24 protein-coding genes and 1 pseudogene are annotated in these 22,028 nt (G+C 31.1%); 22 read left to right on the top strand and 3 right to left on the bottom strand.

Translation table 11 applies throughout. The features are described from left to right. Positions 1–50 precede the first annotated feature (50 nt). The 7 genes from HNR33_RS02175 (at position 51) to HNR33_RS02145 (ending at position 6,898) form a co-directional block, all read left to right on the top strand. Entirely contained in the window at positions 51–359 is a 309-nt protein-coding gene (locus HNR33_RS02175; protein ID WP_429079477.1) for a PadR family transcriptional regulator, read from the top strand. A gap of 11 nt (positions 360–370) precedes the next feature. Then, the gene (locus tag HNR33_RS02170; RefSeq protein ID WP_429079476.1) at positions 371–1,654 is read left to right on the top strand and encodes an MFS transporter; all 1,284 of its coding nucleotides are present in this window, start codon (positions 371–373) and stop codon (positions 1,652–1,654) included. Between the two features lie 66 nt (positions 1,655–1,720). Next, positions 1,721–2,839, top strand: a complete 1,119-nt coding sequence (mnmA, locus tag HNR33_RS02165; protein ID WP_429079475.1) for a tRNA 2-thiouridine(34) synthase MnmA — start codon at positions 1,721–1,723, stop codon at positions 2,837–2,839. A 97-nt stretch (positions 2,840–2,936) separates the two neighbouring features. Continuing rightward, positions 2,937–4,394, top strand: a complete 1,458-nt coding sequence (locus tag HNR33_RS02160) for an aminoacyl-histidine dipeptidase (RefSeq protein ID WP_429079473.1) — start codon at positions 2,937–2,939, stop codon at positions 4,392–4,394. Positions 4,395–4,500: 106 nt separating this feature from the next. Continuing rightward, complete coding sequence (locus tag HNR33_RS02155; protein WP_429079472.1) at positions 4,501–4,872, top strand: DUF1292 domain-containing protein; 372 nt, start codon at positions 4,501–4,503, stop codon at positions 4,870–4,872. A gap of 67 nt (positions 4,873–4,939) precedes the next feature. Next, positions 4,940–6,241 carry a M18 family aminopeptidase gene (locus tag HNR33_RS02150; protein ID WP_429079471.1) on the top strand — a complete coding sequence of 434 codons (1,302 nt, stop codon included), beginning with the start codon at positions 4,940–4,942 and terminating at the stop codon, positions 6,239–6,241. A 24-nt stretch (positions 6,242–6,265) separates the two neighbouring features. Continuing rightward, entirely contained in the window at positions 6,266–6,898 is a 633-nt protein-coding gene (locus HNR33_RS02145; RefSeq protein WP_429079469.1) for a regulatory protein RecX, read from the top strand. Between the two features lie 18 nt (positions 6,899–6,916). On the opposite strand, the gene HNR33_RS22795 is transcribed toward HNR33_RS02145, so the two are convergent. Next, complete coding sequence (locus HNR33_RS22795; protein ID WP_488167833.1) at positions 6,917–7,057, bottom strand: hypothetical protein; 141 nt, start codon at positions 7,055–7,057, stop codon at positions 6,917–6,919. A gap of 54 nt (positions 7,058–7,111) precedes the next feature. Continuing rightward, a pseudogene (locus HNR33_RS02140) lies at positions 7,112–7,528 on the bottom strand (redoxin domain-containing protein); the annotation flags it as partial. Between the two features lie 229 nt (positions 7,529–7,757). Between HNR33_RS02140 and HNR33_RS02135 the strand changes: the two are divergent. The 3 genes from HNR33_RS02135 (at position 7,758) to HNR33_RS02125 (ending at position 9,744) form a co-directional block, all read left to right on the top strand. Further along, positions 7,758–8,594 (top strand): Cof-type HAD-IIB family hydrolase, encoded by an 837-nt coding sequence (locus HNR33_RS02135; protein WP_429079468.1) that lies wholly within the window; start codon positions 7,758–7,760, stop codon positions 8,592–8,594. Positions 8,595–8,689: 95 nt separating this feature from the next. Then, positions 8,690–8,878, top strand: coding sequence for a DUF378 domain-containing protein (locus HNR33_RS02130; protein WP_429079466.1), 189 nt, complete (start codon positions 8,690–8,692; stop codon positions 8,876–8,878). Between the two features lie 116 nt (positions 8,879–8,994). Beyond that, positions 8,995–9,744, top strand: coding sequence for a peptidylprolyl isomerase (locus HNR33_RS02125; protein WP_429079465.1), 750 nt, complete (start codon positions 8,995–8,997; stop codon positions 9,742–9,744). A gap of 40 nt (positions 9,745–9,784) precedes the next feature. Here the strand turns inward: HNR33_RS02125 and HNR33_RS02120 are convergent, their stop codons facing one another. Beyond that, positions 9,785–9,976 carry an asparagine synthase gene (locus HNR33_RS02120; RefSeq protein ID WP_429079464.1) on the bottom strand — a complete coding sequence of 64 codons (192 nt, stop codon included), beginning with the start codon at positions 9,974–9,976 and terminating at the stop codon, positions 9,785–9,787. A 136-nt stretch (positions 9,977–10,112) separates the two neighbouring features. Here HNR33_RS02120 and HNR33_RS02115 point away from each other — a divergent pair, with 136 nt between their 5' ends. The 12 genes from HNR33_RS02115 to hisIE all read left to right on the top strand — a co-directional run bounded on the left by HNR33_RS02115 (position 10,113) and on the right by hisIE (position 22,015). Next, on the top strand, positions 10,113–11,906 hold the full coding sequence (locus tag HNR33_RS02115; RefSeq protein WP_429079463.1) for a LytS/YhcK type 5TM receptor domain-containing protein: 1,794 nt from the start codon (positions 10,113–10,115) through the stop codon (positions 11,904–11,906). Continuing rightward, on the top strand, positions 11,899–12,666 hold the full coding sequence (locus HNR33_RS02110; RefSeq protein WP_429079461.1) for a LytR/AlgR family response regulator transcription factor: 768 nt from the start codon (positions 11,899–11,901) through the stop codon (positions 12,664–12,666). Before HNR33_RS02115 ends, HNR33_RS02110 begins: the two co-directional genes overlap by 8 nt. Positions 12,667–12,789: 123 nt before the next feature. Beyond that, positions 12,790–14,211 carry a carbon starvation CstA family protein gene (locus HNR33_RS02105; RefSeq protein ID WP_429079460.1) on the top strand — a complete coding sequence of 474 codons (1,422 nt, stop codon included), beginning with the start codon at positions 12,790–12,792 and terminating at the stop codon, positions 14,209–14,211. A 222-nt stretch (positions 14,212–14,433) separates the two neighbouring features. Then, the gene (gene hisZ, locus HNR33_RS02100) at positions 14,434–15,726 is read left to right on the top strand and encodes an ATP phosphoribosyltransferase regulatory subunit (RefSeq protein ID WP_429079458.1); all 1,293 of its coding nucleotides are present in this window, start codon (positions 14,434–14,436) and stop codon (positions 15,724–15,726) included. 12 nt (positions 15,727–15,738) lie between these two features. Further along, positions 15,739–16,374 carry an ATP phosphoribosyltransferase gene (hisG, locus tag HNR33_RS02095; protein WP_429079456.1) on the top strand — a complete coding sequence of 212 codons (636 nt, stop codon included), beginning with the start codon at positions 15,739–15,741 and terminating at the stop codon, positions 16,372–16,374. Between the two features lie 4 nt (positions 16,375–16,378). Further along, on the top strand, positions 16,379–17,665 hold the full coding sequence (hisD, locus tag HNR33_RS02090) for a histidinol dehydrogenase (protein ID WP_429079455.1): 1,287 nt from the start codon (positions 16,379–16,381) through the stop codon (positions 17,663–17,665). Beyond that, on the top strand, positions 17,665–18,717 hold the full coding sequence (gene hisC / locus HNR33_RS02085; protein WP_429079453.1) for a histidinol-phosphate transaminase: 1,053 nt from the start codon (positions 17,665–17,667) through the stop codon (positions 18,715–18,717). The genes hisD and hisC overlap by 1 nt, the downstream gene beginning before the upstream one ends. Next, entirely contained in the window at positions 18,718–19,302 is a 585-nt protein-coding gene (gene hisB / locus HNR33_RS02080; protein ID WP_429079557.1) for an imidazoleglycerol-phosphate dehydratase HisB, read from the top strand. A gap of 3 nt (positions 19,303–19,305) precedes the next feature. Beyond that, positions 19,306–19,908 (top strand): imidazole glycerol phosphate synthase subunit HisH, encoded by a 603-nt coding sequence (gene hisH, locus HNR33_RS02075; RefSeq protein ID WP_429079451.1) that lies wholly within the window; start codon positions 19,306–19,308, stop codon positions 19,906–19,908. After that, a complete protein-coding gene (gene hisA / locus HNR33_RS02070) occupies positions 19,908–20,615 on the top strand; it encodes a 1-(5-phosphoribosyl)-5-[(5-phosphoribosylamino)methylideneamino]imidazole-4-carboxamide isomerase (RefSeq protein WP_429079449.1) in 708 nt (235 codons plus the stop codon). The genes hisH and hisA overlap by 1 nt, the downstream gene beginning before the upstream one ends. A 1-nt stretch (position 20,616) precedes the next feature. After that, positions 20,617–21,381, top strand: a complete 765-nt coding sequence (gene hisF / locus HNR33_RS02065; RefSeq protein WP_429079447.1) for an imidazole glycerol phosphate synthase subunit HisF — start codon at positions 20,617–20,619, stop codon at positions 21,379–21,381. Positions 21,382–21,385: 4 nt separating this feature from the next. Then, positions 21,386–22,015, top strand: coding sequence for a bifunctional phosphoribosyl-AMP cyclohydrolase/phosphoribosyl-ATP diphosphatase HisIE (gene hisIE, locus HNR33_RS02060; protein WP_429079446.1), 630 nt, complete (start codon positions 21,386–21,388; stop codon positions 22,013–22,015). Positions 22,016–22,028: the final 13 nt, after the last annotated feature.

Here is a 22,028-nt window from a genome sequence, read left to right as displayed (position 1 = left end):
GATATGATTTTATTAACGAAGTTCGATATCGGAGGGCGAGTCTAAATATTATGAAAGAAAAAGTAATTAGAAAATTGTTTTTAGGGTTTATAAATTTACACATACTTCATCATGCAAAAAATGGTCCTATTTTTGGTCAATGGATGATTGAAGAGCTTAAGGAGCATGGATATGATATAAGTCCCGGAACATTGTATCCCATATTTCATAAACTTGAAAATGAAGGATTAATATTTTCAAAAGAGTCTGTAGTTGAAGGAAAAATAAGAAAATATTATAGGATAACAGAAGATGGTGAGGAAGTTCTGAATATTGGGAAAAATAGGGCAAAAGAACTTATCATTGAGCTAGAAGAATAGGAGGTGAAATTTTGGAGAATGTATATAATGTATATAAGGTTATAAATAAAGATAAGCAAATATGGAAATTTTGTTTTTATGGATTACTAAAAAATCTAGAGTTTTTCGAGCCATATTTGCTAATATATTTGATGTCAATGAAACTAAGCTTATTTCAAATTGGTCTTTTGTTTTCCGTTAGAGAGATAGTAATTTATATTTTTGAAATTCCTTCTGGCATATTTGCAGATAATTATGGCAAAAAGACTGAGCTGCTAATTTGTTTCATATTTTATATAATGTCTTTTATATTTTTCTTTATAGGCACAAACTTTATCCTTCTTGTTATAGCCATAGCTTTTTATGGTTTAGGTGAAGCGTTTAGATCTGGGGCACATAAGGCTATGATATATTTATACTTAGAGCAAAAAGGCTGGTTTAAGCACAAAGCATATGTATATGGGAGAACCCGTTCTTTTTCGCTTATAGGATCATCAATATCTGCATTTTTATCGATTATATTTATTTTAAATCTTCCAGGCATGAGATGGATATTTCTGGTATGCACATTACCTTTTTTCTTAGATTTCCTATTGATATTGTCATATCCTGAAAGCCTGAATGAAAAAATAGAAACAGATTTAAGTATAAAGAAATTTTTTGTTAATAGTGTAAATGGACTTAAGAGTATATTTAAAAAGAAAACTTTAATTAAGCTTCTATTAAGTGCATCATTGTTTGATGGAATATTTAAGACTATAAAGGACTATATACAGCCTATATTAAAGGCAACATTACTGTTAACTGGAGTATCAGCACTAGCTTCTCTAGATGGAGATAGCAAGTTAAAGATAATACTGGGGATAACCTACGGCGTTTTTTATATATTTAGTTCAATTGCTTCTAAAAATGTGTATAGATTAAATAAGAAATGGAGTTCTGATAAGCTCATGGGTATCTCCTTCGACATAATGGGTATTTTATCAATAGGACTATTTTTAGCTGTAAGAAACAAGATAACATCAGCTGTAATCATTATCTTCTTCTTTCTTTATATTCTCAAGGATTCAAGAAAGCCTATTTTTGTAGACGTATGTGGAGATTATATGGATAAGAATGAAAGAGCCACAGTTTTATCTATTGAAAGTCAGCTTATATCTTTGTTTACAGTTATATTGGCACCTCTATTTGGATTTATTGCTGATAGATTTTCTATAAACGGCTTGTTTTTATGTGTAGGCATATTAATAATAGTTGTAAACAGATTTATTAGTGTAGATCAGAAGCAAGATGTATGTCAATTTTCTGGTTTATAAAAATGGGATAAAAACTTATAGCAAAGTATAAACTAAAGAAGTACAAATGATAGAGGATGATTATAAATGGACAAAAAAATTAGTGATACAAAGGTAGTAATTGGTATGTCTGGCGGAGTAGACTCATCGGTTGCAGCACTGTTATTGAAGAGACAAGGATATGATGTGGTAGGGATATTCATGAAAAATTGGGACGAAAAAGATGATAATGGTGTATGCTCATCTGCTGATGATTATGAAGATGTGAGAAAAGTATGCAATCAGATAGGCATTCCCTATTATACTGTTAATTTTGAAAAGGAGTATTGGAATAGAGTATTCACTTATTTTTTAAATGAATATAAACGAGGTAGAACACCAAATCCTGATGTGATGTGTAATAAAGAGATTAAATTTAAAGCTTTCTTAGAATATGCGTTGAAACTAGGAGCCGACTATATAGCTACTGGACACTATGCAAGAACAGACTTCTATGATGGAGAATACAGGCTTTTAAGAGGTCTGGATACAAATAAAGACCAGACTTATTTCCTATGTACATTAGGACAATATCAGCTTTCTAAAAGCATGTTTCCTATTGGTCACATGAATAAATTTGAAGTTAGGGAAATTGCTTTGTCTGAAGGGTTAAGTACAGCGTCAAAAAAAGACAGCACAGGTATTTGTTTTATTGGTGAAAGAAATTTCAATGAGTTTCTTAATACTTACCTTCCTGCGAAATCCGGAGATATTAAGACCCTAGATGGAGAGGTAGTTGGGAAGCATGAAGGACTAATGTATTATACACTAGGACAGCGTAAAGGATTAGGTATAGGAGGTATAGGAACAGGAGAGCCATGGTTTGTTGTAGAAAAGGATATTGAAAATAATATTCTTTATGTAGCTCAAGGAGCAAACAATCCAGCTTTACTATCATATGGATTGAGCGCAAGCGAACTGTATTGGGTTAGTGACAGGAATAAAGAAATAGTATTCAAATGTACTGCTAAGTTTAGATATAGACAGGCTGATAATGGTGTTACGGTATATTTGATGAACAATGACAAATGTACAGTTGTTTTCGATAATCCACAAAAAGCTATCACACCTGGTCAGGCTGTAGTTTTCTATGATAAAGAAGTATGTCTAGGTGGAGGAATTATTGACAATGCTTTTAAATCAGAAGACGAGTTAAATATTGTATAAAAAATGTTTGGTTATTAAATAATATAGCAGGAAACATATACCCTAAAATAGAAACATACATTAATAAAGGTTAATTATAATTATAGGAGGTTGACAAATGAGTGGAGTACTAAGTAAATTAGAACCAAAATCAGTTTTTAGTATTTTCGAAGATATGACTCAAATACCACGATGTTCTGGTAATGAAAAAAAAATTAGTGACTATTTAGTTAATTTTGCTAAAGAACGTAACTTAGAAGTCATACAAGATAAAGCTCTAAATGTAATTATTAAGAAACCTGGTACAGCTGGATTTGAAAATGCGCCAACAGTAATTCTTCAGGGTCATATGGATATGGTATGCGAAAAAAACAAAGCAACAGAGCATGACTTTTCAAAAGATCCACTAAAATTAAGAATAGAAGATGATATGATAATGGCAACAGGCACTACTTTAGGGGCAGACAATGGAATAGCAGTAGCCTTTGCTCTAGCTATATTGGATTCAACTGATATTCCACATCCTCCATTAGAAGTACTTGTTACTACCGAAGAAGAAACTGGTATGGGTGGAGCTAATAACCTTGATCCTAGCAGCTTAAGTGGTAAAATTCTTATAAACATAGATTCAGAGGAAGAAGGTACATTTTTAGTAAGCTGCGCAGGCGGAATAAGAAATATTGTTAAAATACCTATAGAGTGGGAAACTGCCAATGAAAATTTATTACCATATGTTATAAAAATTAGAGGGTTAAAGGGTGGACACTCTGGTATGGAGATAAATAAAGGCAGAGGAAATGCAAATAAATTAATGGGACGTATATTAAATGGATTAGCTTCAAGCGTTACATATCATATATCTGAGATAAACGGTGGAGCAAAAATGAATGCAATACCTAGAGAAGCTGATGCCGTAGTATTAGTTAATAGTAATGATAAAGAAAATCTCGAAATAGAAATTAGAGAATGGAATAGAATCATAAAAAACGAATTGAAAACTGCTGATCCTGATGTAAATATTGAGCTAGAATATATTGATCAAAAACCTGAAAAAGTATTCTCCTCAGAAACAATGAATAAAGTTATTTCTGCATTAATGCTGATACCAAATGGTATACAAACTATGAGCATGGAGATACAAGGATTAGTTCAAAGCTCTTTAAATGTTGGAGTAGTTACTACAGATGATAAAGAAGTTTCTCTGGAAAGCGCAGTAAGAAGCTCGATAAAGACATTAAAACAAGATATAGTAAATATTATTGAAATAGTTGCTAAACAATTAGATGTCAAAGTAACTAATGAATCAGACTATCCAGCATGGGAATATAAATCAGATTCCTATATAAGAGATGTATTTGTTGAAAGCTATAAAAGAAAGTATGGCAAAGAACCAATCATTACAGCAATACATGCTGGATTAGAGTGTGGTCTATTTGATGAAAAATTAAACAATGTAGACATGATTTCATTGGGACCAAATATGTATGATGTTCATACGCCTGATGAAAAATTGAGTATATCTTCTACTCAAAGAACTTGGGAGTTTTTATTAGAAGTGCTAAAATCAATTAAATAAAATTTAAATATTTACATTACGCTATATACTAAACATAATAAATGAGATATTATTAACTTAAGCATACTTAGGAGTATGTACTTTATTGTAAAGGAGAATGAAAAGTATGACAGATAATAAACACAATGGCGGTTGTGGCTGCGGACACGATCATGAGCATGATCATGAAGGATGCGGATGTGGATGCGAGCATGATGAGATGGAGATAATGAACCTAGTTCTTGAAGATGGGTCAGAGTTAGAATGTCTAGTACTAGGAGTTTTTAGCGTAGAAGACAATGAATACATTGCATTATTACCTAAAGATGAAGAAGATGTTCTTTTATATGGATATAGCGAAAATGAAGAAGGTGTTGAGCTTATAAGTATAGAAGAAGATGCAGAATATGAATTAGTTGCAGAAGCATTCTATGAGTTGTTTAGTGACGTGGAAGATGAAGACTACGAATACGATTATGAAGATGAGGATGAAGAATAATATATAACAAAAAAACAAGTACTTCGAGCATTTTGCCGAAGTATTTGTTTTTAAAGGAGGTTTTTGTATGACAAAAGAGTTAGAGTTTGCGAAAGATCTTATAGATTTTATATATGATAGTCCTAGTCCATTTCATGCGGTTTCAAATGTAAAAAGTATCCTTGAAAAAAATGGATATGCTCAGCTATGTAATAGGGAAAGATGGAACATACAAAAAGGTGGGAAATACTTTGTAACAAAAAATGATTCTGCATTAATAGCATTTATTGTTGGAAATGGAGAAATAGAAAAAGATGGATTTAAATTAATTGGTGCACATACAGATGCGCCTACATTTCGTATTAAACCTAATCCAGAGATGATTTCAGAAAATAGCTATTTTAAGCTAAACCTAGAAGTATATGGGGGTCCTATTCTAAATACTTGGCTTGATAGGCCATTATCTATAGCTGGTAGAGTTAGTTTGAAATCTGATAATGTTTTTTATCCAGAATCAAGGCTAGTCAATATAAACAAACCAATGATGATAATACCAAACTTGGCTATACATATGAACAGAAAAATTAATGAAGGCATAGAGTTAAATAAACAAAAAGATATGCTGCCTTTATTATCTTTAATTACTGAGGATTTTGAAAAAGACAATTATTTAGTTAAGCTTATAGCACAGGAATTAAATGTTGAAGTTGATAATATAGTTGATTTTGATTTGTTTTTATATGAGTTTGAAAAAGGCAGTATAGTTGGATTAAATAATGAGTTTATTTCTTGTGGTAAACTTGACGATTTAGCTATGGTACATGCAGGAATAAACGCTTTGATAAACTCGCCAGTATCTAAAGCTACTAATGTGATGATCTGTTTTGATAATGAAGAGATAGGAAGTAGTACAAAGCAAGGTGCTGATTCACCAATGCTAAGAACAGTACTTGAAAGAATAGTATATGCCCTTGGTAAGGACAAAGAAGACTTCTTCAGAGCAATATATAGTTCATTTATTATTTCAGCAGATATGGCTCATGCACTGCATCCTAATTCTGCAGAGAAGCATGATCCTACGAATAAGCCAATTATTAATAAAGGACCTGCTGTAAAAGTAAATGCAAACCAGTCTTATACAACTGACAGCGATTCAAATACAGTTTACGAGATGATTTGTAGAAAAGCTGGTGTACCAGTACAAAAATTTGTTAATCGTTCTGACGAAAGAGGAGGATCTACTATTGGACCTATTTCCTCAACTCATTTAGATATGCGTTCTGTAGATATAGGAAATCCAATGCTTGCTATGCATTCTATTAGAGAGCTAGGAGGAGTACTAGACCATTATTATATAGTAAAAACTTTTGAAGAATTTTATAAGTTATAAAACAAAGAAATTTGGGTGATAATTGTGCCAAAAATTACAAAGATTGAACAGCAAAAAAAGAATTCCAATAGATACTCAATATATATAGGTGATGAGTTTTCTTTCGGTATTCATGAAAATATATTAGTCAAGTTTAGATTGGCTAAGGGTATGGATCTAGAAGAGAGCTTTATAGAAGAAGTGCTTAAAGAAGAAGAACAAAACAAAGCAAATAGCTATGCTCTAAAGCTTTTAAGCTCTAAAGCAAGAAGTGAGAATGAAATAATAGATAAAATGCGTAATAAGGGCTATGAAAAGGATAACATAGATAAAGCAATTAATTATTTAAAGCAATATGGATATATTGACGACAAAGAATATGCACTTAACTACACTAGAGATAGAATGAGACTAAAAAAGCTAGGTCATCAGAGAATAAAGTCAGAGCTATACCAAAAAGGGGTAAAAAAAGAAATATTAGAAGAGGCATTAGATGAGTTAATAGATAAAGATGATGAGTATGAACGTGCGTTAGAATTAGCTCAAAAGAAGGTTAGTTCAACTTATAGGAATGATGATAAAAATACTCAATATAGGAAACTGGGAGCATTTTTACAAAGAAAAGGGTATTCGTTTGATACAATAAAGAAAGTATTAAATAAGGTTTTAAAATATTAAGCGGCATTTATATGCCGCTTAATATTTACCTACATATTGCCAGCCTAGCTTAATCCCCGGGTCACCTGGTTCCCACCCAGCGGGTGCACCAAGCCCAGTTTTTCTATTAAACTGAAGTCCTTCTATTATTCTTAGTATTTCATCAATATTTCTTCCCACAGGCTGAGGATTTACTGACCAAGCTTGAATTGTTCCTTCGGGGTCAACAATAAAAGTTGCCCTGTAAGCGAAGCCTTCTTTTTCATTCAGAATACCATATGTCTTGGAAACAGCCTGAGTCCTATCTGATAATAATGGATAGTTTATTTTTCTGCCAGATGGTGAAGTTTGGGTGAATATTTTATGTGAATATATACTGTCAGTACTTATTGCTAGAACTACTGTATCAAGAGCTTTGAACTTATCATATTTTTCAGCAACTGCTGCAAGTTCTGTTGGTCAAACAAATGTGAAGTCTGATCCATAGAAGAATATTACTCTCCACTTACCTTTAAAATCGTTTAAAGAAGTCTTAATTTTTTCTCCATTTAGCACTCCTTCAAGAGTGAAGTTTGGTGCCGGATCACCTAAGTCAAAATAATCACAGTATGCTTCTTCAATAATACAAGGTCTTAATAATTTGTTTCTCATTTTATTTTCATTGTTTTCATCTATATATTCTGAATATGGTTCCATTGCTTTATACTTAGATTGATAATACCAATAAGGATTCATGTTTATTACCCTCCCTTGCTTTCTTAATTTATAATATTCTTGGTACAACTTTTTGTTCGTTTTTTAAATTCAGATTATATGTTTAAACAATCTAGTATAATATTGATAATATAATGAATTGGAAAATATATATTGAGGTGATGTTATGAAATATAGAATGGTAGCTATAGATTTAGATGGTACACTACTTAATGATGAAAAAGTAATTCCAAATGAAAACAAGAAAATAATAAATCAGTTAATTGATAATGAGGTAGAAATTGCTATAGCAACAGGAAGAGGATATTGGTCTGCAAAAAACTTTACAAAAAATCTTGGAAGAGATCTTACAATTATAGGGAACAATGGTACCATAGTAAGAACAATGAATGATGATAATGTATTAATAAAAAAGTACTTAGACAAAAATGACTTTTTTACACTCTTAGCAGAAGGAAGAAAAAGAGGTTTTTATCCAGTATTACATGTTGATCATTATGAAGAAGGATATGATTTAATTTTTGAGCTTGATAAAGATGATATAAAATATTCTTCGTATCTTTCCAGAATATCAGATAGATACGTTCAGATAGATGATTTATTTAACTACACAGAGCCTAAAGTATTATCAATAGTATATATTGGAGAAATAGAAATGCTTAAGGAGTTCCAAGCTACTTTATCAACTTTGTATTCAGAAAAATATAACACGCATATATTAGATAAATTGATTAAAGTAGGTCCAATACTTGAGATAATGAACCCGTTAGGCTCAAAGTGGCTTACACTATCTGAATATGCAAAAGAAAAAGGTATTAAAAATGATGAGATTGTAACAATAGGTGATGATAACAATGATATAGAAATGCTGCATAATGCAGGTTTAGGAGTAGGTATGAAGAATTGTTCAGAAAAGGTTAAGCAGGTAGCTGATGTCATCACTAAAAAGACAAATAACGAAGCAGGAGTAGCCCATGCGCTTAAAGAAATATTTAAAATATAGAGAAATCTAACAGTATTAAGATGTATTTTAGAATAATTATACTATTCTTTTAATATATTTTAGTATATAAAAATATAGTTAGAGGGGGCTATTAAATGAAAGTATTAACTAGCATTGCATCTATACTTATGATAATAGGTGCATTAAACTGGGGGCTAGTAGGCTTATTTAATTTTGACTTCGTTCAGAAACTATTTGGAAGCAAAGACTCACTTGGTGCTAGAATAGTATATACATTAATAGGACTTGCAGGACTATATACAATACTTTACTTGATATTTTAACCTAGGATGATAGCTTAGGTTTTTTCTTTCCTTTAATTGGACATATGTTTTTTTTTCTGATATTATAACAATGAATAAGGAACAATAATCAATAAATACAAAGGAGAGTTCAATTAATGGGAGAAAACAAAGTTCTAGCAACAGTTAACGGAAAAGAAATATCTCAAAACGATTTAGATATTCTTATGAAAAGTTTATCACCTCAAGTGGCTACACAGTTTAATGGAGAAGAAGGAAAGAAAAGACTTATTGATGAACTAATTAGCCAAGAATTATTTTACTTAGATGCTGTAAAAAATGGATTAGATAAAGAAGAAGAGTTTACATCTGAGCTTATTAAAGTAAAAGAAAACTTACTTAAACAATATGCAGTAAAGAAAACATTAAGCGATATAACAGTTTCTGACGAAGAAGTAGCTGATTATTATAATCAAAACAAGAATTACTTTCAAAATCCAGAAAGTCTTAAAGCAAGTCATATATTAGTAGATGACGAAGAAACAGCAAATAAGATACTAGATGAGATTAAAGGCGGATTAGCATTTGAAGATGCTGCTAAAAACAACTCAAAATGTCCATCAAATGCTAATGGTGGAGATTTAGGATACTTTACTAGAGGGAAAATGATTCCTGAGTTTGAGAAAGTAGCTTTTGAATTAAAAGAAGGAGAAATTAGTCAGCCAGTTAAAACTCAATTTGGTTATCATATAATCAAGCTAGTAGATAGAAAAGAACCTTCAGTTAGCCCACTAGAAGAAGTACAAGCTGAACTTAGAAGACAAATGGTAGGAATGAAGCAAAATGAAGCATACATGAATAAGACAAATGAATTGAAAAAACAATATGAGGTAGTTATAAACCAATAAAAATAAAGCTCTAGTGTTATAGCTAGAGCTTTACACATACCTATTTTAGTATTCCTCCATGATGTTCATCTCTATGATCAACTAAGTCAATAGTACCTAGAACTACATGGGCTAATCCAAAACCTACTATTCCCCATGCAACTGCAGATGGAAGATTCTTTTTAAGTGCTAATCCAGTAGTTGTAACTGCTGTACCTAATACTGTAGGAATCAACCCTTCTCTGACATCCATATATATTCCTCCTAACATATTTGGATTAATATTAGTATTTGCAAAATACAATAAATCATTAATGGTTAATAAATAATAGAATAGTACAAATATCAATTAAAAGCTGATTATTCAACGAGTTCAAAAAAATGGAATTATGCTAGTTAGAATTTTTTATAAATATGTTTCAGAAAATAATATAATTGATATAAAATATAACCATGATAAAAGTGAAGAGGTGTTTAAACTGTTATTGACAATATTCAGCAATCTAGTTGATTCAGTAGGTTTAACAATTTTACTAGCTTATATTATTTCTAAGCTTAAGCTTTTTAGAAATCTATTTTCAAAAAGAAATATTAGCATTAAAGATAAAATAGTTCTTTCAATCATTTTTGGTGTATTTGGAATAATAGGAACTTACAGAGGTATACCAATAAAAGGTGCATTAGCAAACTCAAGAGTTATAGGAGTTTTCGTAGGTGGATTACTTGGCGGACCATTTGTAGGTATTGCATCAGGATTGATTGCAGGACTACACAGATGGTCAATAGACATAGGCGGATTTACGGCATTAGCATGTGCTATTTCTACAACAGTTGAAGGTATGATGTCTGGATTTTTAAGTAAAAAGTTCTATAGAGATAGCAATAAGTGGCTTTTTGCACTAACAATGGGAATGATAGCTGAAGGTATTCAAATGGTCATAATTCTTTTGGTTGCTAAACCATTTTCAGCTTCTTTAGAACTAGTAGAACTTATAGGAATACCGATGATAGTAGCAAATTCTATAGGAATTTCTATATTTATAGCAATTACAGAGAGTATGTTTAAAGACCAAGAAAGAGCAGCTGCTTATCAGGCACAGATAGCACTAAGAATTGCTAATAAGACTTTACAATACTTTAGAAAAGGTTTTAATAGTGAAACAGCACTTGAAACAGCTAAAATAATAAGAAATATGACAGAGGTTAAAGCAGTTGCTTTTACAGATTCAGAAAAAATTATTGCTCATGTTGGACTTGGAGAGGATCATCATAAAGTTGGAGATGAAATTATGACAAATCTAACAAGAGAAGTTATCAAAACTGGTGTATATAGAGTAGCTGAATCCAAAGAACAGATTGGTTGTAGCTTTAAAAAATGTGAACTAAGATCTGCAATTATAGTTCCTCTTAAAGAAAAAAATCAAACAATTGGAACTCTTAAGCTATATAAGAGTGAAGCTAACTCTATTTCTCAAGTAGATTTAGAACTTGCCTTAGGTCTAGGACTTTTGTTCTCTACTCAGATAGAGCTAAGCAAGATTGACTATCAATCAGAATTATTGGCTAAAGCTGAACTTAAAGCTTTACAGGCTCAGATAAATCCTCATTTTCTTTTTAATGCAATAAATACCATTGTGTCTTTTGTAAGGATAAAGCCTGAAAAAGCAAGGGAGTTATTAATACATTTAGGAGCTTACTTTCGTAAAAATCTGCAGCAAAATGAAGATGAGGTTGAATTAGCCAAGGAAATAGAGCATATTAACTCATATGTTGAAATTGAAAAAGCAAGATTTGGTGAAAAACTAACTGTTGTTTATAGTATTCCTGAAGATATAGATTGTTTCTTACCTCCACTTATACTTCAGCCTATAGTTGAAAATGCTATAAAACATGGTATATTGGAAAAAATCGAAGGTGGCACCATTGAAATTAAAGCAATCAATGATGAAAATGACACTAAGTTAATTGTAAAAGATAATGGAGTAGGAATGAGTAAGGAATATATTAATTCAATTTTTAATAAAAAAAATGAAAATGATTCAATAGGAATTATAAACGTAAATAACAGATTAAAGAACAAGTATGGAGAAGAATATGCTCTAATAATCCAAAGTGAACTAAATGTTGGAACTACTGTAATGATGAGAATTCCGAAGAACCAAAGGAGGAATTTTGATGATTAAATGTATTATAGTTGATGATGAGATGCCGGCAAGAGAAGAACTAAAATATCTATTGCAGGAGTTTGAGGATATAGAAGTTATAGGTGAAGCAGCGCATGGATTAGAGGCAATAGAGCTGAACAAAAAGCTTAAGCCTGATTTAATGTTTTTAGATATACAAATGCCTAAAATAAGTGGAATAGAGGTTGCCTATAGGCTGATTAAAGATGGACATCTTCCGCTAATAGTGTTCGTTACTGCATTTGAGGAGTATGCCATAAAAGCTTTTGAAGTAAATGCGATAGATTACATTTTAAAGCCCATTTCAAAGGAAAGACTTAAGAAGGATATAGAAAAAGTTATTCATACTCATAAGCTACGAAGTGGAGAACTTGAAGATAAAATAGAAAAGCTTATAAAGGATTTTAAGAGTCAACGTGCTAATAAGATAACGAAAATCTCGTTATATAGCAATGGAAGACTCATACCATTAGATCCTAAAGAAATAATATATGCAACAGTTGAAGAAAGAAGCACTGTTATTGTTTCAATCAAAGGAAGATTTGAATCAAACAATACATTAAGTCAGCTAGAAGAGAAGTTAATTTCATCAAACTTTTTTAGGTGTCACAAAAGTTTTTTAGTTAATCTAGACTATATTGAAGAAATAGATCCTTGGTTTAATAGCACATTCTTAATAAAAATGAAAAATATTAAGGATGAAATTCCTGTAAGTAGAAGCCAAGCAAAAGAGTTTAAAAGAATAATGGATATATGCTAAATGTAATTAAGACAGTAATAATGCAATTTAACCCCACTTTTATACATCTTATTATATAAAGCCCTCTTTATCGATATATTAAGTTATAATAAAATCAAATTCTTGGTTAAGGAGGGTTCAACTATGTTATCATTCTTATTATCAATTGTACTTTTAATACTTGGATACTTTATTTATGGTAAATTTGTTGAAAAAGTTTTTGGAGTAGATGAAAACAAGGTAACTCCAGCAATAGAGTTCAATGACGGTGTAGACTTTGTTCCGCTTAGTTGGCCAAAAATATTCTTGATTCAGTTTCTTAATATTGCTGGACTTGGTCCTATATTCGGTGCAATAATGGGAGCACTATTTGGACCAGCTGCTTTCCTTTGGATAGTATTGGGTAGTATTTTTGCAGGTGGAGTTCATGACTATTTCTCAGGTATGCTTTCAATTAGACACGAAGGAAAAAGTATATCAGAAATAGTTGGTATATACTTAGGTGAAAATGCAAGAAAAATAATGAGGGTTTTTTCAGTAATATTACTGATACTGGTTGGTACAGTATTTATGACAGGACCAGCTGAACTGCTTGGAAGCTTAAAGCTTGGTGGATTATCAAATGTAAGCGTTTGGTTAGGCATAATAATAGTATATTACTTTTTAGCAACAATACTTCCCGTTGACAAGATTATTGGTAAGATCTATCCATTATTTGGTGCGGTACTATTGATAATGGCTTTAGGAATAGGAAGTATGCTGATTATTAAAGGATATAATATTCCTGAAATAGCATTAACTAATTTACACCCTAAAGGCTTACCTATTTGGCCAATGCTATTTGTAACTATAGCCTGTGGCGCCATAAGCGGCTTTCATGCTACGCAGTCACCAATGATGGCAAGATGCTTACCTAATGAGAAACATGGTAGAAAAGTATTTTATGGTTCAATGATAGCTGAAGGTATAATAGCTCTTGTCTGGGCAGCTGCAGCTATGACTTTCTTTGATGGAGGAGTGTTAGGACTTAATGAAGCTCTTGGAAATGGTGGACCTGGTGCTGTAGTTAATACAATTTCTACTACTCTATTAGGACCAATAGGTGGAGTACTTGCTATGCTTGGCGTAATTGTATGCCCGATAACTTCTGGAGACACAGCTTTTAGAAGTGCTAGACTTACGATTGCAGATGCTATAGGATACAAACAAGAAAAGATAAATAACAGATTAATGTTGGCATTACCTTTATTCGCTATAGGCTTTGCATTAACTAGAATTAATTTCAATATTATCTGGAGATATTTTGCATGGTCAAATCAAACATTAGCGATGATTGTATTATGGGCAACAGCAGCTTATCTAATAATTAACAACAAACTTCACTGGATAGCTACAATACCTGCTACGTTTATGACAGCTGTAAGTATAACTTATATACTTCAAGCACCTGAAGGATTTAAACTATCAACAAGTATTTCTTATCCAGCAGGCGTAATTGTGGCAGTTGCTGCATTAGCAGTATTTCTAGTTAAATTTAAAAATCAAAGCATTAAAACCAAAGCATAAAAAAGATATAAGGAGCTAATTATCATAGAAAAACTGCTTTTGAGATTGAAGTGCACCTTAAATGTTAGACAAAAAATCTAATATTTGGAGGTGCTTTTTTTATTAAGATTATAGAGACTTAGGTATTGACATTTTTAAATAGCAAGAGTATTATTGTAAGAAAATACTTTAATGCTTTAATTAAGTAAATTAATAAAGTGAAATTGCAAAGGGGGGAAATTAATGCAATTCAAAGAATCACAAAACTATAAATATCCTAAAGAAAATTTATTTCATGAATTTGAAATCAAGAAAGATATTATTAATAAAATCAAAGAAAGTTTTGTATCTTTTGGTTATAGAGAAATATGTACTTCTGTGGTTCAATCCTATGGTACATTTTCTTTAACAAAATGTACATTAATTGAAAATGAAATGATTAAATTTATTGATAAATCAGGAGAAATATTAGTATTAAGGCCTGATACTACTATACCTATTACTAAAATTATTGAAAACAATCATATGAGTCCTATAGATAAGCTCAAGTTATATTATTGTGAGCAGGTTTTTAGAAGTAACAATAGAACAAACAAAGAGGAATTTACACAGGCTGGAGTTGAATATTTCGGAGATGTGTCTATAGCAGCTGATGCAGAGGTAATAGTGATGGCGATTGAAAGTTTACGTAAATGTGATGTAGATTTTCATATAGAGATTGGACATGCAGGCTTCTATAAAGCACTAATGGATAAAATAAATATTAGTTTGAATTTAGAGAATGAATTAAAGACATTAATAGAAAGTAAGAATTTTAGTGAAACAGAAAGATTTGTTGAATGCCTAGACATTGATGATAACATAAAAGATATTTTATCTGAAATTCCAAACATGTATGGTGATTTTGTTCAAGTGTTAGAAAAAGCTAATAGATTGAGTTTAACTTCTAATATGAAGAAGTCATTAGATGAAGTACAGTCTTTATATGAGATATTATGTGATTATGGATATGATAGATACATTTCAGTTGACTTAGGCTTATTAAATCATCTTGACTATTATACAGGGATTACATTTAAGGGATATCTTTCTAACTATGGACAGATTATTTTGAACGGAGGAAGATATGATAAATTAGCCAAAATAGATGGAAATTTCATTCCAGCTACAGGGTTTGGTGTGAATATAGATGAGATGCTAAATGGAATAGGAGCTGATAAAAAAATGTTAAATAGAAATTATTATACTGATTACCTTGTGCTATATATAGATGAAAATAGAAAGAGTGCTTTTAAAATTTCTCAATATCTTCGAGAAAACGGCTTCATAGTACAAAATGATATATATAATGGAGCTTTAAAAGAATATATTGAAAAAGCAGAAATCTATGGTTTCAAAAATATTATTTTGGTTGCCGAAGATAAAATCAAATTAATAGATATATTGAAAAATAGTACCCTCACTTTTGATGATAATATATGCTGTAATTGTTTTGAAAGTATGTTTGCAAATAGGCATATAGCTTCAATACATTAAGGAGAGCAGCAAGTGGACTACTTGAACATTGCACTACCTAAAGGAAGACTAGGTGACAAAGGGTATGAGCTATTTAAAAGCATAGGGTTAGGGTATGATGAACTAGAGCAAAAAACTAGAAAATTAATTTTAACCAATGAATTAAAAAAGATAAGATATATTCTAGTTAGAGCAAGCGATGTTCCCATTTATGTTGAAAGAGGGGCTGCAGATATAGGGATAGTAGGGAAGGATATTATTATGGAGGATGAAAGAAGTCTATATGAAATAATGGACTTGAAGTTTGGTAAATGTAACTTTGCTGTTGCATCTCTTCCCGGATATAAAGTGCGAAGCTCAATAAAGCCAACTAAGATTGCAACTAAATACCCTAATATTGCAAAAAATTATTTTTTATCAAAAGGTATACAAATAGATATTATTAAGCTCAATGGTTCTGTTGAATTAGCTCCATTAGTCGGTTTATCTGATGCTATTGTGGATATTGTAGAAACTGGAAGAACTTTGAAAGAAAATGGATTAACAGTGATAGAGGAAATATGTCCAGTGAGTGCAAGACTTATAGCAAATAAAGTTAGCTTTAAAATCAAAAACGATCGGATAAGCAGAATAACAGATGATATCAACTCTATGGACAGAAAGGAATGATGAAATGATAAGAATAATGGATACGTCTGCGATTACTTCAGATAATATAATAAAAAAAATACTTGATAGAAGTCAGTTAGAAATTGATGGAGTAAACAAATCAGTAGAAGCTATTGTACGAGACGTTAGAGAAAATGGCGATAATGCATTACTTGAATATACTAGAAAATTTGATTGTGTTGAGTTAACTAGCATGTTAGTAACAGAAAAAGAGATAGAAGAGGCGTATAATTCCTGTGATAAAGAGCTAATAGAAGCTTTAGAGGAAGCTAAGGAAAATTTATGGAATTACCATGTAAAACAACTTAACAACTCATGGATTGATAGCAGTAAAAAGGGAATTATGTTAGGACAAATATATAATCCAGTAGAAAAAGTAGGTATATATGTTCCAGGAGGAACAGCACCATATCCTTCAACAGTACTTATGAATGCAGTACCAGCGAAAGTTGCAGGAGTAGAAGAAATAGTTATGGTAACCCCTCCAGGAAAAAACGGCAAAATAAGCAACAATATATTAGCTGCGGCTAAAATTGCGGGAGTAGATAAAATATTTAAAGTTGGTGGGGTACAAGCAGTAGCAGCACTTGCATTTGGAACGGAGTCTATTCCTAAAGTTTATAAAATAGTAGGGCCAGGAAATATATATGTAGCTATAGCTAAAAGAATAGTATATGGATATGTTGATATAGATATGATAGCAGGGCCAAGTGAAATATTAGTAATAGCTGATGATATGGCAAATCCAGAGTATGTTGCAGCTGACATGTTATCACAAGCTGAGCACGATACACTTGCTTCATCTATACTTGTGACAACATCCAGTGAATTGGCCAATAAAGTAAAACAAGAGCTTCAAACACAAATGGATAAGCTATCAAGAAAAGATATTATTGAGAAATCTCTAAAAGGCTTTGGAGCTATAATAGTTGCAAAAGACTTAAAAGAAGCTGTTAAATATGCAAATCGAATAGCACCAGAACATTTAGAACTCATGGTAGAAAAACCATTTGAAATGATAAGTGAAATTAAAAATGCAGGAGCTATATTCTTAGGTCAATATTCTCCAGAGCCATTAGGAGATTATTTTGCAGGACCAAATCATACATTACCTACAAGTGGTACAGCTAAATTCTATTCTCCGCTTGGAGTAGATGATTTTGTTAAAAAATCAAGCTTAATTTTTTATGATAGAAAAGCATTAGAAAAAAGCAAAGATAAAATTATAAAGATAGCTGAATCAGAAGGATTGACAGCACATGCTAACTCAATAAAAGTGAGGTTTGAATAATGATAGATACTTTAATAAAAGCGAGTGTAAAGGATTTAAAACCATATATTCCTCATGATTATGATTATAAATATAAATTGGATGCAAATGAAAGCCCATATAATTTACCGGGAAATATTCTTGAAAATATTATAGAAAAAATAAAAAACATAGATTTTAACAGATATCCAGATACAAATAGTGTACTTTTAAGAAAAGAAATATCAAATTATATAGGTGTGGGCTATAAAAACATAATAGTTGGAAATGGTTCTGATGAGACGATAGGGGTTATTATAGATACTTTTGTAGAAGAAGGGGATACAGTTTTATCTCATGAACCGACATTTGTTATGTATGGATTAACAAGTAAAATATCAGGAGCTAACTATATTGATATAAAAACAGATGAAAACTTTGGTGTTAATATAGATGAGCTTATAAAGAGTGCTAATGATAAAAAAGCTAAAATAATATTCTTGTGTACTCCAAATAACCCAACAGGAAACATAATTAAAAAAGAAAAAATTCTACAAGTAATAAATGAAACTAATGCAATAGTAGTTGCAGATGAGGCATATGTTGAGTTTAGTGGAGAAAGTGTAATTAACGAAGTTTTAAACCATGATAGACTGATAGTTCTAAGAACACTCTCAAAGGCTTTTGGAGCTGCAGGCATCAGAATAGGTTATCTTGTAGCAGGAGATAAAATAGTTGGTGGATTAAATTCTGTTAAACCACCATATAATATAAATTCAATATCACAGCTTATAGCTACAGAGCTTTTGAAAAATAGAGAAGAAATTTTAAAAAGAATAGATATTATAAAGTCTGATAGAGATAATCTATTAAGTAAAATGAAGCAAATAGAAAATATAAAAGTATATGACTCGCATGCAAACTTTATAATATTTAAAGTTAATGACAATAAAAAAGTTTTTGATGGGCTTTTAGAAAGGGGAGTAATGGTGAGAAATTTTAGTGGTGGTAAGCTTGAAAACCACTTAAGAGTATCAGTTGGAAATACTGAAGAAAATGAAGCTTTTATAAATGCTCTAAAGGAAGTGATTTAACTGAGAACCTCAGAAAAGCAGAGAAAAACTTTAGAAACTAATATAAAACTAAAATTAAATATAGATGGAACAGGAAAAAGTAACATAAAGACAGGAATCGGGTTTTTAGATCATATGATAATACTTTTTTCTAAACATGGACTTATTGACTTAGATTTGGAATGTGAAGGTGACCTTTATATAGATGGACACCATACAGTAGAGGATATAGGTATAACTTTAGGTCAAGCTTTTAAAGAAGCTGTAGGTGATAAAAAAGGTATAGCTAGATATGCAAATACTTTTACACCTATGGACGAATGCTTATCATTAGTAGTTGTAGATATTGGAGGAAGGCCATATCTATCAATGGATGTAGAGTTTAAAAAAGAAAAAGTAGGTGACCTTGATACAGAACTTGTAGAAGAGTTCTTTAGAGGATTTGTAATTAATAGTGGTATAAACCTACACATTAAAGTGCTGGATAGTGGCAATACACATCATATGATAGAAGCTATATTTAAAGGGTTTGGAAGAGCACTAGATGTAGCGACTAGGATAGATGAAAGAATTCAAGGTGTTATGTCTACAAAGGGAGTGATCTAAAAGATGATATCGATTATAGATTACGGGGTAGGAAACTTAAATAGTGTTTATAAGGCATTGCAAAAATTAGGATTTGAGGTTCAAATAACTAATAATGCTACAGATATCGACAATTCTAGTGCTTTGATATTACCTGGAGTTGGCGCATTTAAAAACGCTATGGAGAACTTAATAAATACAGGGTTAATTAAATCTATAAAAGAAAATGTAAGCAATGGGAAACCTATTTTAGGTATATGTTTAGGAATGCAACTATTCTACGAAAGAAGCTTTGAAGATGGAAGTTTTGAAGGACTAGGGCTTTTAGAGGGAGAAATAGTTAAGTTTACTGAGAGTGTTAAAATACCTCATATGGGTTGGAATAATCTAACAATAAAAAGAGAGGATGAAATTACAAAATATATAAAAGAAGATGAATATGCTTATTTTGTCCATTCATATTTTGCAAAATCAACTGGAAAAGAAGTTATTGCTTATGCAGAGTATGGAGATACGTTGGTGCCAGGCATAGTAAATAAGGGAAATATATATGGAATGCAATTTCATCCAGAAAAAAGTGGACAAACAGGGCTTAACTTATTAAGAGCATTTGGGGAGATGATATAGTGATAATATTTCCTGCAATAGATTTGAAAGATGGAAAATGTGTAAGACTTAAACAGGGTAAATTTGATGAAGTAACTGTATTCGGAGAAAGTCCAGTAGAAATGGCTAAAAAATGGGAAGATGATGGGGCGAAATTTTTGCATTTAGTAGATATTGATGGAGCTAAGGATGGAATTCCTAAAAACTTAGAATTGATAAAAAATATAGCAAGTAATTTAAATATACCGATACAAATAGGTGGAGGAATAAGAACTAAAGAAACAGTGAGAATACTTTTAGAAGCTGGTGTAAATAGAATTATATTAGGTACAGTTGCAGTTAATAACAAAGATCTATTAAAAGAGTTAGTTGATGAATATAAAGGAAAAATAGTAGTTTCTATAGATGCAAAAGATGGATTAGTTGCAGTTGATGGATGGATAAATGTTAGCGAAGTTAGTTCTATAGATTTAGTTTGCGAATTAGAAAATATCGGAGTAAAAACTGTAGTTTATACTGACATATCTAAAGATGGTATGATGCAAGGGCCTAACTTCGAAGTATATAAAACACTAAAGAAAAATACAAAAATAGATATTATAGCTTCAGGTGGAGTAAGCAGTATAGAAGACCTTAAGAAACTAAAAGATATTGGAGTTTATGGAAGTATAACAGGAAAAGCAATATACACAGGTGCTATAGATTTTAAAAAAGCATTGGAGGTATAAAATGTTAACCAAAAGAATAATACCATGCTTAGATGTTTGCGATGGAAAAGTTGTAAAGGGAACTAAGTTTAAAGATATAAAAAAAGTAGATGATCCTGTTGCTTTAGCTAAATATTATAATGAACAAGGCGCAGATGAATTAGTATTTTATGATATTACAGCTTCTCATGAAAAGAGAAAGCTAATACTAGATATAGTAAAAAAAACAGCTCAAGAAATATACATTCCATTTACAGTAGGTGGAGGAGTAAATACTGTAGAAGATTTTAGAGAAATATTGAGAGCTGGCGCAGATAAAATATCTGTAAACTCTTCAGCAGTAAAAAAACCTAATCTTATAAAAGAGGCTGCACTAAAATTTGGTGCGCAATGCGTAGTTCTTTCAATAGATGCAAAAAGAATAGATGAAGAACAAAGATGGGGAGTATTTATTAACGGTGGAAGACTTGATACAGGGCTTGATGCTATAGAGTGGGCGAAAAAAGCAGTAAAGCTTGGTGCAGGAGAGTTAGTTATAAATAGCATTAATACAGATGGCGTTAAAGGTGGATATGATATAGAGCTTATGAAGTCTATAGGAGAGGTAGTCAATGTTCCTATTATAGCATCAGGTGGTGCAGGTACAAAAGAGCATTTTTACGATGTTTTAAAAGAAGATATTACTGATGCTGCATTAGCTGCTTCGGTATTTCACTTTAAAGAAATACTGATACCAGAATTAAAGGACTATTTAATATATAAAGGGCTTCCAATGAGAAAGGGGTAATTATTTGGACATTTTTAAAGAATTAAAATATGATGAAAAAGGTTTAATACCTGCTATAGTTCAAGATTTTGAAAGTAAAAAGGTACTCATGCTAGCATATATGAATGAGGAATCATTAAAGAAGACTGTTGATACTAAAACAACATGGTTTTATAGTAGAAGTAGAAAACAACTATGGAATAAAGGAGAAACATCTGGTAATATTCAAGAAGTAATATCTATTAACTATGACTGCGATAAGGATGCATTACTTGTGCTTGTTAATCAGAAAGGTCAAGGGGCTTGCCATACAGGTAAATATAGCTGTTTTTATAATAATTTATTTGGTAGAGAAGATATAGAAAATAACAATATTAATAATTTTATTGAAAAATTATATAGTATTGTTGAAGACAGAAAAAACAATCCTGTAAAGGATTCGTATACGAGTTATTTATTTGAAAAAGGATTGGATAAAATACTTAAAAAAATAGGAGAAGAAAGCAGCGAAGTCATCATAGGAGCTAAAAACCTAAATAATGAAGAAATCATATATGAAATATCAGACCTAGTATATCATACTGTTGTGTTAATGGTCGAGATGGGAATTACATTAGAGGATATTAAGTATGAACTGTATAAAAGACATTCATAAGCGTAAACTTACC

The organism is Brassicibacter mesophilus, from assembly GCF_050433385.1.
Classification (GTDB): Bacteria; Bacillota; Clostridia; order Tissierellales; family Proteiniboraceae; genus Brassicibacter; species Brassicibacter mesophilus.
Note: the sequence above shows the minus strand (reverse complement) of the source record. Positions and strands in the feature narration are given on the sequence as shown.